Raw genomic sequence first — 11,657 nt, 5'->3', positions numbered from 1 at the left:
CTTGCGGCTGTTTTCAGTGCGACTGCGCTCCCTGCGGCGATGTCCGAAGGAGGGTGTTCTCACTCCCTCGATCGGGGGAATGGGCAAGGGAAGGGGCGGCATGGTAGAGATCACGTCTTCTTCAGCCTTGTGGACACCATGCTGCCCCTTTCCGCCCGTGATCCAGCCCTGGATGCCAGCTTCTGCTCCACATCGCCGGGCAGTCGTTCCGTCATCCGGAAGGTTTGACAGGGGGCATGCCGCAGGGACCGGAATTCACATTCGGAGACTTCACCCTCGATCTTGAGCGCAAGATGCTGTGGCAGGGGCATGCCCATGTCCCCGTCGGGCATCGCGCCTTTGCGATACTGGCGCTGCTGGTCGAGAACCCCGGACGCCTCGTCACCAAATCGGAACTGTTCGAGCGGGCATGGCCCGGCATCAGTGTCGATGCGGCCAATCTGCGGGTGCAGATCGGCAACATCCGTCGCCTGCTGGGCCCCTCCGGCAAGGACATCGTGACAGAGCAGTCGCTGGGATACAGCTTTCAGGGCGATGTCCGGCTCGCGCCGCTTTCCCGCCCCGCCCAGATTACGGAGCGCTTTTACGCGCCTGCCAATCTGACGTCACCGATCGGTCGCGAACGTGATATCTCCGCTCTGGAACAGGGGCTTGCTTCGCATCGGCTGGTGTCGATCGTCGGCCCCGGGGGCATTGGCAAGACGACCCTGGCGCTTGAGGTCGCACGCAGGGTCGATCCCGATTTCCTCGATGGCATCTGCTTTGTCGATCTGGGGGCAGCGGTCGAGGAGGGCGATGTGCTTGCCGCCGTCGCGGCGGCCTTGCAGCGCCCGGTTCAGAGCCATTGTCAGGCCGATATCCTCGCCTGTCTGCGCACCCGCCGCGTGTTGATGGTGCTGGATTGCTGCGAGCGCATGATCGAGCCGGTGGCGCATCTTGCCGAGGCCATTCTCGCCAATGCGCCCGGCGTCAGCGTGCTGGCCACCAGCCGCGAGGCCTTGCGGCTGCCCGGAGAGTTCGTTCTCCATGCCGATGGGCTGGCGGTGCCTGAGTCAGACTGCCCGCTCGATCAGGCGATGGGCTTCGGCGGCTTTGCGCTTTTTATGCGCGCGGCGGCATCGGCTGGCGCTGGCCCGCTTGCCGGCCTGCTTGCCGACAGGGGCGATGTGGCGTTGATCGCCGACATTTGCCGGCGTCTCGATGGCATTCCGCTCGCCATCGAACTGGCGGCCAGCCTGTCGGGCACGCTGGCGCTGCAGCAGATCCGGCAAAGCCTGGATGAGCGCATCTCTGGCCTTGCCCCCGCGCGGCGTGGCGGTCCGGCACGGCATCGCACGCTCGATGCCACGATCACCTGGAGCTACGATATGCTGGGGGAGATCGAGGCGCTGGCCTTGCGCCGCCTGAGCATCTTCGCCGGGGATTTCTCGCTGACAGCAGCGCAGAAGGTGATCGCCTATGGTGAGATCGATAATGCGACCGCGACAAGGGCGATTGCCGCTCTGGCGCAAAAATCCCTGCTATCCAGTCGAATTCTTTCGGGCGGGGCCCAGTATCGGCTTCTGGAGACGACACGGTATTTTGCCGAAGGTCGCCTGACCGATCTGGAGGAGCGATCGGACCTCTCGCGCAGGCATGCCCGATATGTGCTGGAAACGCTGCGGGCATGGGAGCCCAATATCCTTTCGGTCCTGCGCGAGGATAACGCCCCCGCCGCCTTTGCCCGCGATGTCCATGCGGCTCTGGAGCGGATCTTCGCTGACAGTCAGGCAAGCCTTCTGGGGATCGAACTGACGCTGGCGGCCGAGAGCCTGTGGCTGGCGCTCGGGCTCTATGATGAACATGCCCGCTGGATGCGGCGGGCGGAAGAGGCGCTTGGCGCCGCGCCGCAGGACGGTCCTCTCGCGGCATCCGTGTTGACGGGCCGGGCTTACAGCGTTCTTTACAACACGGCGGATGACCGGCTGATCGAGCTGGTTGGGGCCGCCGTGCAGAGCGCAAGCCAGATCGGCGACGATATTCTGGAAATGCGCAACCTGTTCCACGGCGTCTATTTCAATCTGATCCGGCATAGGGGCGGTGAGGCGCTCCGCTTTGCCCGCGCCTATCATGACCGCGCGAAGATGTCCGGCAATCATGCCTTGCTCGGTTTCGCGAGTGTGGCTGTGGCGATTGCGCAGGTTCAGACCGGGGACTGGGAGCAGGCGATGGCCTGTTTCGAAGCGACCCTTGCCAGCCCGCCACCTGCGCTGCCCGATCCGATCAGCATTCGTCTGGGGCTGGATGTGGGATCATTGGCCCTCTTCGAGCTGGGCGGATTGATCTGGATACAGGGCCATGCACGTCGTGGCACGGCGCTGATCGAGGAGGCCTTGCGCCTCACCGAGCAGAATGGTTCGCCGCAGAACCGGTTTCAGGTGCTGTGCTTCGGTGGCTGCAGTTCGGCCATTCTTTGCGGTGATCGGGAGAGATTGCGCCATTATCTCGCGCTGCTTGAGGCTCATGCGCGTGAGTTCGCGCTCTGGGCGATCACCGCCAGCGCCTATCGTGGCGGGCTGGCCTATCTTGAGGGGCGCTATGCCGATGCAAGAGACCTGCTTGAGCAGTATTTTGCGGCCAGCGTGCCTTCGGCCTCGCTGGACGGCATTTTCCTGACGATTCTGGCGGAGGTTCGGGGGCGGCTGGGCGACGAGGAGGGCGCGCTGGCGGCGCTGGCCGATGCCTGGGCGCGCAGAACGAGCGACCGTGATCCCTTCATCGCCGCGCAGGTGCATCGCGTGCGGGGCACTCTTGCCTTGGGAAAGCCGCAAGAAGAGGACATGGCGGCCGCTCTCTATCGGCAGTCCATCGCGGTGGCGCGTGCAAACCGGACTTTGGCTTTCGAGATTCCCGCTGTGATGGATCTGGCCCGGCTCGAATGCTCTCACGGCCGCTATGACGAGGCTTTGACGGTTCTGCGATCCACCCTTGCTTCCGCCCCGGCCGATGAGGATCTGCCGGGCATGTCGGACATCAGGCGTCTGGCTGAAGAGATAGAGTTCAAGATCCGCTGACGAACAGCCGGGCGCGCCCGCATGCTCCACAGTGTCCGATCGGAGCATGGATAAAAGGGCGTAAAGCAGACGTTTACACCGATATACTCGGCTGCGGAAGCAACTATGCTCTCTTCGCAGCGGGATAGCTGTGGCGAGACAGATCTGCACGCCATGAATTTGGGTGCGGGCGGCAGATGTCACAAAAATCCTGGCGCATTTTCTTTTATTTCCCCCCCCTTTGCGATCCTTGAGGTCGTTACCCTTATCGGGTGTATTCAGGAGTAGGCTGAATGAAATCTGGATTGATCGTCGCTGCGTCCCTTTTGATAATGGGCCCTGCGGTGCAGGCGCAGGATGCCAAGCCTGCGGCATCGGACGCCGCGGCGACCGCGGCTCCCGTCAAGGAAAAGCGGACCTGCCGGCTTGACGATGACACAAGCTCGATCGTGGCCAAGCGTATTTGCCATACGAAAGCGGAATGGGCCGCCATTGAAGCCGAGCAAAACAAGTCGCTCAATGTGCAGGGGCTGCAAGGCAACGGACGGCGATAGGCCGATGAGGTCGCCGTTTTGGCGGTAACCTGAAGGCGCAGCCATACAGCAAAGCCGGTCCGGACATTGTCCGGGCCGGTTTTGTGGCTTTGGAAGTCTGACCAATCCAGCCCGGCGCGAAAGAAAAGATGCGCCGGAGGATAGAGCGGGGGAGGAACTCGGCAACGCTCCGGCGCAGGATGGGCAAGTCTGGCGGGCTAGATGTGCCGCCTTCCGACATGGCAGTCAGATGATCAGCGTCAGCCGAAAATCTTGTTCGCAACTCTGGCGACCAGTTCGCCCTGATGGCGAGCGCCTTCCAGATCGATCGCCGTGGGCTGGCGCGAACCGTCAGGCCCGGCGACCGTGGTGGCGCCATAGGGTGATCCGCCCACGATCTCATCGACGCTCATCTGCCCCTGATGGCTGTAGGGCAGGCCGACGATGGTCATGCCGAAATGCAGCAAATTGGTGATGATCGAGAAGAGTGTCACCTCCTGTCCGCCATGCTGCGAACCGGTCGAGGTGAAGGCCGCGCCCACCTTGCCGTTTAGCGCGCCGCGCATCCAGAGGCCACCGGCTTGATCGAGGAAGGCGGCCATCTGGCTCGACATGCGGCCAAAACGGGTGCCCGTGCCGATGACGATCGCGTCATAATCGGCCAGCTCGGCGACGGTGGCCACGGGCGCCGCCTGATCCAGCTTGAAATGCGCCGATTGGGCGATGGCATCGGGCACCGTTTCGGGCACGCGCTTCACATCGACGCTGGCACCGGCGGCGCGGGCGCCCTCGGCAATGGCATGGGCCATGGTTTCGATATGGCCGTAGCTGGAATAATAGAGAACCAGGACTTTGCTCATCAGTCTTCTCCGACATGGGGGATGCGGACAAGGTCATGACAGCCGCCTCGGGCGCATGAAATCGGTCGGCCGTATGGCGGTCTCATACCTGAGGATGAGGGTGGGCAACGAAGGCGGTTCAAGCAGGGCCCGTTTGTCGTAAGACGTGATTGAAAAGCCAGGAAAATTGTGCGTCTCTCGCATCCTGCAGCAACATCTCGACGTATAATGGACGGACGCTTGGCCGGTCGTCATTCGTCAGGAAGATGCAGTTGACAGGATAGAACCCATGCCCCCCACCAAACCCATGTCCTTTGGCGCGCTGGCCGTGATTGGCGCTGTCGCCCTGGCACTTCCGCTTGGCCTGGCGTGGGCCGGGGGGCTGATCGGCCCGCACCGCATCAACGGCGGCGATGTGACGGCAGCGCTGGAGGACAATGGCGGCCTGCATCCCGGCTATCGCCGTGCCCATGCCAAGGGCCTGTGTTTCAGCGGCTCCTTCGAGGCCAATGGAAACGGAACAGCCTTGTCGAGGGCCTCGGCCCTGCGCGCAGGGACCTATCCCGTGATCGGGCGTTTCTCGCTGGCGGGCGGCAATCCGCTGGCGGGCGATGGGCGCAATGTCTTCCATGCGATGGCCTTGCGCCTTCGCACGCCGGACGGGCATGAATGGCGCATGGCGATGGATCACACGCCGATCTTCCCCGTTGCCGATGTCGCCTCCTTCATCGCGCTGCAGCGCGCGACGAAGCCCGATCCCAAAACCGGCAAGCCGGACCCTGCCGCGATGAAGCCGTTTCTGGCGCAGCATCCCGAGGTCAAGGCGTTCCAGACCTATATCGCCGCAGCGATCCTGCCTGACAGCTTCGCCAATGCGACCTATTACAGCATCAGCGCTTTCCGCTTCACCGATGCGGCAGGCACCACCCGCTTCGTGCGCTGGCAGTTCGACCCTGAAGCGCCTTTGAGCGGGTTGGACAAGAAGCATCTCGACGCCTTGCCACGCGATGCCCTGTTTCAGGAGATGATCGCGCGCACGGCCAAGGGGCCATCGCGCTGGCATCTGAAGCTGGTGGTCGCCAATCCGGGCGATGTGACGGACAAGGCCACTGTCGCCTGGACCGGCGCCCACCGCACCGTGGATGCCGGTGTTCTGACGCTCACCAGCGTGCAGCCGGAAGAGAACGGCGCCTGCCGCGATCTCAACTTTGATCCCACCATCCTGCCGCCCGGCATCAGCCTGTCGGATGATCCGCTGCTGGGGGCGCGGTCCAAGACCTATTCCTCCTCCTTCAACCGTAGGGCCGGGGAGGGCGTCCATCCCAGCGCCGCCGGGCAGGATCTGGCCAAGGAGAAAGGCCAATGAGCCGCAACCCTCAGGATTTCCATCCGCTGCTGCGACTGCTCCATTGGCTGATGGCGCTGATGGTGCTGGCGATGATGTTTATCGGCGTGGGCATGGTTTCGACCGCCGGTCCGCTCTATCCGGCACTGCTGGCGCTGCACCGACCGGTGGGGATTGCCATTCTCGTGCTGGTGCTGATCCGCCTGCCGTTGCGGCTGGCCACGGGGGCACCGCCCTTGCCGGAAGACCTGGCTCCCGCACAGAAGCTGGTGGCCAAGGCTTCGCATGTGCTGCTCTATGCCAGCATGGTGGGCATGCCGCTGATCGGTTGGGCGATGCTGTCGGCGGGTGGATACCCAGTGGTGGTGAGCGGCCTGGTGCTGCCACCGATCCTGCCGCATGATCTGCAGATCTACGCGCTGTTGCGCTGGGCCCACACGGTAATCGCGCTGCTGTTCTTCGCTTTGGTGCTGCTGCATCTGAGCGCCGCACTGTTCCACGGCCTGATCCGCCGCGATGGCGTACTGCGCAGCATGACCAGCGGGCATCGCCGCGCAGGCAGGGCTGACCCATGACACTCGAACAATTGCGCATCTTCGTCAAGTGGCTGAGCGTGAGCATGTCACCCGCGCCGCCAGCGTGCTCCATGTGACGCAATCGGCTGCCAGCGGCGCCATCGCCACGCTTGAGGCACGGCATGATGTCAAGCTTTTCAACCGTGTTGGTCGCGGGATCGAACTGACCGATGCGGGGCGCATGTTTCTGGGTGAAGCGCGCGCCGTGCTGGCGCGGGCCGGCAGCGCGGAACGCGCTCTTGCCGAATATGGCGGGCTGAAACGCGGCACCCTGCGGCTGGTCGCCAGCCAGACCATTGCGGGCTATTGGTTGCCCGAAAGGCTGGCCGCCTTCCATCGGCGTTATCCTGCCATCGAACTCTCGGTGGCCATCGCGAACACGGAAGGGGCGGCCCGCGCCGTGCATGATGGCGACGCGGAACTGGGCTTTATCGAGGGCGCCATCGACGATCCGGCTCTGGCGCATTGGCCCTTGGCAAAGGACCGGATGGTCATGGTGGGGCAGGCGCCCGTCGCTGCGGTGACCCATGAATGGTTGGCCAGGGCGCCATGGATCATGCGCGAGGAAGGGTCTGGCACGCGCTCCACCTTCGAGGTGGCGATCCGTGATCGCGGCCTCGATCCTGCCGCACTCAACATCGTGCTGACCCTGCCATCCAACGAGGCGGTGCTGGCCGCCGTCCGGGCGGGTGTGGGCTATGGTGTGCTTTCCGCGCAGGTGGTGTCTTCAGCGGTGGAAACGCATGCGCTGCATGTGTTTCCCTTCCATCTGCCCGAACGCGATTTCTTCGGCATCCGGCAAAAGGAACGCTATCGCAGCAAGGCGGCCGATGCCTTGCTGGAGGTCATCCGCAGCCATGACAGGTCCGCCGATCGGATGATCTGACAGGCGCCAGTCATCTGCCAGCCTGATCGGTTCAACGGCGGCAATTCGCTTTTTGCCATGCCTGCCAGCACGCCCTTCAGCGGTCATCCGCACCCTTGGGAAACCATCGTCCAGAGTGATCGGAACCATAGGAAACCACCGTTGGAAGGGCAGTGCCGGCAGGCCCATGTGCTTCTTGTCCCAAGGAGAATATCATGGCTTCGATCTTTCCTCTTCGCTCTGCGGCAAGGCGTCTCTTTCCCGGCCTTGCCCTCTGCCTTGCTGTCACCGGCGCGGCTTTCGCGACGCAGCGGGTGGAGGAATTCGCTTTCGGTCGCGCCTGGCTGGAAGCGCTGGTGCTGGCCATTCTGATCGGCACCACGCTGCGTTCGCTCTGGACGCCGGACAGCCGCTGGTTTCCCGGCATCACCTTCAGCGCCAAATTCCTGCTTGAGGCAGCCGTGGTGCTGCTCGGTGTTTCGGTCAGCGCCAGAACGATCTGGGCGGCGGGGCCATGGATGCTGCTGGGCATTGCCGGCGTGGTGATCATGGCCATCGGTGCCAGCTTCCTGATCGGGCGCCTGCTGCATCTCTCGCCGCGCATGGCGTTGCTGGTGGCTTGCGGCAACTCGATCTGCGGCAATTCGGCCATTGCCGCCGTGGCTCCGGTGATCGGCGCGGATGGCGATGATGTCGCCGCCTCGATCGGCTTTACGGCGGTGCTGGGCGTGCTTGTGGTGCTGGGCCTGCCCTTGCTGGGGATCGCGCTGCATCTCGACGGGCTGCAATATGGCGCGCTGGCCGGCTTGACGGTCTATGCCGTGCCTCAGGTGCTGGCTGCGGCGGCACCCATGGGCGCCAGTGCCGTGCAGATGGGCACGCTGGTCAAGCTGGTGCGCGTGCTGATGCTGGGGCCGGTGTGTCTGCTGCTTTCGGTGGTGTCACCCCGCCTGCGTGAGGAGGGTGGCGAGGCTGCGCCTCATGTGGTCGCCGGAGAGCGCCCCGCGCTGCACCATCTCGTGCCCTGGTTCATTGTCGGTTTCCTGCTGCTGCTGGCGGCGCGCTCCTTCCGTCTGGTGCCCCATGCGTTGATTGCTCCGGCGGGCAGCGTCGCGACCTTCCTGACGGTGGTGTCGATGGCGGCTCTGGGGCTGGGTGTCGATGTGCGCAGCGTGGCCTCGGCGGGCGGACGGGTGACGGCAGCGGTGGTGCTGTCACTGCTGACGCTGGGGGCGATCAGCCTCGGCCTGATCCATCTGCTGCATATCGCATGAGCCGATATGCAGATGGCAACATGGTTTCGGGCTGGCTGCATCATACGGTAGCCAGCCCGAAACCATGTTCATTCAACGGTGAGCTTCAGCGTTTCGGCCATCTTCACGAAATCGGCGAGAGTTTTCGCGCCCATCTTGCGCATGGCATTGCCCCGGTGGATCTTGATCGTGATCTCGCTCAGGCTCAGGTCGAAGGCGATCTGCTTGTTCATCTTGCCCGTCGCGACCCGAGTCATGACCTCCCGCTCGCGGGTGGACAGCGTTTCGAAGCGGCTGCGCAGGTCCTGCGACCCTTCCCGTTCCAGACGGGCGGCCTGATCCTGAGCCATGGCAGTGGCCACGGCATCGAGCATGTCCTGCTCACGGAAGGGCTTTGGCAGGAAATCCACCGCACCGGCCTTCATGCCGCGCACGGTCATCGGAATATCGCCATGGCCGGTCATCAGGATCACCGGCATGGTGACGCCCGCATCGGCAAGCTTGGCCTGAAAATCCAGCCCGCTGATCCCGGGCAGCCGGATATCGAGCACCAGGCAGCCCGCCGCCGCAACGCGATCGGAGGCCATGAAATCCGCGGCGCTGCCAAAGGTGTGAACCGCATAGCCGACCGAGCGGAACAGGCTGTCGAGCGCGACGCGCAGGGCCTGATCGTCATCGATCACATGCACAGCCTGCAAAGCCTGAGGATCGGTTTTTGACGGTGCGCTTTGCATGGGTTCCCCGGTTTTGGACATCGCTGTTGCCGCGCCGAGGGCGCGTCATCAAGGATGGCTTATCATCCTTCGATGCGGTGTCGTCACCTAAACGAATGGATGATGTCAAGGGAACGGAAATTGTGCTGGCTGGCCCGGGATAGAGGCTGCGTGAGAGGCTGTCGCGCGGTCAGCGCCTGTCCAGGAACACATAGAGCTGGTCGATCCGGCCATCCCTGATCAGGGCCAGATCGGTGCCGAACACATGCGGGTTCTGCCCGGGGATCGCCGCGGCCCAGCGCAGGATCGCCGTATCATGGTGCCCGATGGCAGGCGCCAGCGGCGTGAAGCGGGTTCCCGCCGGCAAGCGCTCATGCAGAGCAGCGACATGGCGAGAAATGGCATGGCGACCGATCAGGACCTCCTCCGCCTCGATCATGGAGGGGGCATCGGTCCAGAGCCGGGCCATGGCGTCCTCACGCAGGCTATGGTTCCTCTCGTTGAAGACCTGCATGACGTTGGCCTGCAGAAGGGCATCGTAATCGAACATCGGTTTTTCCTGATCGCTTCGCCAGATTGGCGCGGTGGAAGGAGCCTATCTGCCTGCCGATGCTTACCTGTCTGCCGACAAGCGGTCTGCCCAACTTCGGTTGCGATGGACTATACGCTCGTCTGATTGCGATGGCCGCGCGGCTGCTCTTTGCTGCTCCCCCGAATGGGGAGGTGGAGCAATCCCCCGGCCCGGTAATTGCTGCGCCTGCGAGCGGGGCGTAAAATAAGTACCTTGCGGCTGATCGGGTCGGATTTTTCGTTTCCAGCATACAGGATGGAGAGCCATGCGGTCTGTCGTCGATGCCATCCTCCGCGCCCGGCACATCAGCCATCAGGCGTGGGGGAAGGGCCGAGCGGAACGATCGCATGGAGCAAGGCGCCATGGATGATCTGCTGATCGCCCATCCACCGCAGGACCATCCGCCCCGCGACTATGGCATTTCGACGGCCGATGCGGTGCCGGCGCTGATCTCCTTCTTCGATGCCGACCACATCTGCCGCTTCGCCAACGATCACCATATTGACTGGTATGGGCGCGGCCCCGGCGAGTTGGTGGGCCTGCATATGCGGGAGTTTCTGGGGGAGGAGGCCTATGCCTCGCGGCGGCCTTATCTGGAACGGGTCGCTGCCGGTGAAAGCATTTCCTTCGAGGCGGAGGTTCCCCATTGGTCCGGCAACTGGCGCGAGGCGGCGATCCGCTATGTGCCGCGCATGGGCGCGCGGGGCTTCGAGGGCTTCCACATTCTGGTCTTCGATCTCTCGCGTGAGCAGCACCGCTTTCACAGCGTCTTCGATGGCACGGTGGTCGGCTTTCTCGAAATCGACCTGACGCCTGTGCGCGCGCTGGTCGAGGAGCTGGAAAGCAGGGTGGACGATCTGAAAACCCATATCGCCGGCGATCTTTCCGTGGTGCGCCGCGCGCTTGAGATCACCCCGATTGTCGGGCTTAACGAAAAGGCCAGCCAGATGCTGGGCGCCTCACCGCGCGAAGCGATCGGCACAAGGCTGGGGCGCTGGTGCCCCGATGCCAGCCTGGGGGCGTGGAACAACATCTTCCTCCATTATCTCGCCCGCGCGGTGAGTTATGAGGAGGAGACGGTCATCTCACGCCGGGATGACAGCCTGCTCGATGTCATCCTCAGCGCCGCCTTTCCCAAGCGGCCCGAGGAGCAGGTGCTGGTGGTCGTGGGGCTGGTCGACATCAGTGAGCGCGTCGCCAAGGAGCAGGCGCTGGCGCGCGTGCAGGCCGAACTGGTGCATGCCGCGCGCGTCTCGATGCTGGGCGAGATGGTGGCCTCGATTGCCCATGAGGTGAACCAGCCGCTGAGCGCCGTGGTGGCCAATGGCCATGCCGCCTTGCGCTGGCTCAACCGCCCGATGCCGGATGTCGAGGAAGCCAAGTCTGCCATTCGGCGCATCGTGGCCGAAGGCCAGCGTGCGTCCGAGATCATTGCCAGCACCCGCAGGATGGCGGTGAAAAGCGCCGGTGAGCGCGCCAATTTCGCCCTCCACGAGATGATCCTGGAGGCGGTGAGCATCACCCGCCGGCAGATCGCCAATCTTGGCGCGACTCTCACCAGCGATCTTGCCTGCCCGTCAGTAACGATGGCGGGCGATCGCATTCAGCTGCAGCAGGTGCTGATCAATCTGATCGTCAATGCCGCGCAGGCCATGGAGGATCAACCCGACGGCACGCGCAGCATTGCCGTCACGGCGCAAAGGCTGGAGAAGGGCATCGCCATCGCGGTGATCGACACAGGCCCGGGGTTGGGTGATATCGATGCCGATCAGCTGTTTGAAGCCTTCTTCACCACCAAGAAGGATGGCATGGGCATGGGGCTTTCGGTGTCGAAAAGCATCGTGGAGGCGCATGGCGGCAGCATCCGCGCCTTGCCGGGCGTGGCAGGCGGAACGATGTTTCGGGTGGAGCTGCCGATTGCCTGAAAGCCT

At 63.8% G+C, this 11,657-nt stretch carries 9 protein-coding genes and 1 pseudogene; 7 read left to right on the top strand and 3 right to left on the bottom strand.

Translation table 11 applies throughout. From position 1 onward, the window contains the following. The first annotated feature begins 236 nt into the window (after positions 1–236). Both HGK27_RS22125 and HGK27_RS22120 read left to right on the top strand, forming a co-directional pair. Positions 237–3,053 (top strand): winged helix-turn-helix domain-containing protein, encoded by a 2,817-nt coding sequence (locus HGK27_RS22125; RefSeq protein ID WP_206245023.1) that lies wholly within the window; start codon positions 237–239, stop codon positions 3,051–3,053. 272 nt (positions 3,054–3,325) lie between these two features. Then, positions 3,326–3,586 carry a hypothetical protein gene (locus tag HGK27_RS22120; RefSeq protein WP_206245018.1) on the top strand — a complete coding sequence of 87 codons (261 nt, stop codon included), beginning with the start codon at positions 3,326–3,328 and terminating at the stop codon, positions 3,584–3,586. Positions 3,587–3,825: 239 nt separating this feature from the next. Here HGK27_RS22120 and wrbA read toward each other — a convergent pair whose 3' ends face one another. Next, positions 3,826–4,425: an NAD(P)H:quinone oxidoreductase gene (wrbA, locus tag HGK27_RS22115; RefSeq protein WP_206245017.1), complete on the bottom strand. Its 600-nt coding sequence runs from the start codon at positions 4,423–4,425 to the stop codon at positions 3,826–3,828. 268 nt (positions 4,426–4,693) lie between these two features. Between wrbA and HGK27_RS22110 the strand changes: the two genes are divergently transcribed. The 4 genes and pseudogenes from HGK27_RS22110 to HGK27_RS22095 all read left to right on the top strand — a co-directional run bounded on the left by HGK27_RS22110 (position 4,694) and on the right by HGK27_RS22095 (position 8,463). After that, the gene (locus HGK27_RS22110) at positions 4,694–5,770 is read left to right on the top strand and encodes a catalase family peroxidase (protein WP_206245015.1); all 1,077 of its coding nucleotides are present in this window, start codon (positions 4,694–4,696) and stop codon (positions 5,768–5,770) included. Beyond that, positions 5,767–6,324: a cytochrome b gene (locus tag HGK27_RS22105; protein WP_206245013.1), complete on the top strand. Its 558-nt coding sequence runs from the start codon at positions 5,767–5,769 to the stop codon at positions 6,322–6,324. Before HGK27_RS22110 ends, HGK27_RS22105 begins: the two co-directional genes overlap by 4 nt. Further along, positions 6,321–7,210 (top strand): annotated as a pseudogene (locus HGK27_RS22100) (LysR substrate-binding domain-containing protein). The gene HGK27_RS22105 and the pseudogene HGK27_RS22100 overlap by 4 nt, the downstream one beginning before the upstream one ends. Positions 7,211–7,404: 194 nt before the next feature. Continuing rightward, positions 7,405–8,463 carry a YeiH family protein gene (locus HGK27_RS22095; RefSeq protein ID WP_206245011.1) on the top strand — a complete coding sequence of 353 codons (1,059 nt, stop codon included), beginning with the start codon at positions 7,405–7,407 and terminating at the stop codon, positions 8,461–8,463. 68 nt (positions 8,464–8,531) lie between these two features. Here the strand turns inward: HGK27_RS22095 and HGK27_RS22090 are convergent, their stop codons facing one another. Together HGK27_RS22090 and HGK27_RS22085 are read right to left on the bottom strand one after the other, a co-directional pair. Then, on the bottom strand, positions 8,532–9,176 hold the full coding sequence (locus HGK27_RS22090; RefSeq protein ID WP_241127739.1) for a response regulator transcription factor: 645 nt from the start codon (positions 9,174–9,176) through the stop codon (positions 8,532–8,534). A gap of 169 nt (positions 9,177–9,345) precedes the next feature. Next, positions 9,346–9,705 (bottom strand): nuclear transport factor 2 family protein, encoded by a 360-nt coding sequence (locus HGK27_RS22085; protein ID WP_206245008.1) that lies wholly within the window; start codon positions 9,703–9,705, stop codon positions 9,346–9,348. Between the two features lie 383 nt (positions 9,706–10,088). On the opposite strand from HGK27_RS22085, the gene HGK27_RS22080 reads away from it, so the two are divergent. Continuing rightward, on the top strand, positions 10,089–11,651 hold the full coding sequence (locus HGK27_RS22080) for a PAS domain-containing sensor histidine kinase (RefSeq protein ID WP_206245006.1): 1,563 nt from the start codon (positions 10,089–10,091) through the stop codon (positions 11,649–11,651). The last annotated feature ends 6 nt before the right edge of the window (positions 11,652–11,657 follow it).

Source organism: Novosphingobium terrae, assembly GCF_017163935.1.
Lineage (GTDB): Bacteria > Pseudomonadota > Alphaproteobacteria > Sphingomonadales > Sphingomonadaceae > Novosphingobium > Novosphingobium terrae.
The sequence above is the reverse complement of the archived record's forward strand: the minus strand, read 5'-3'. Positions and strand labels throughout refer to the sequence as shown.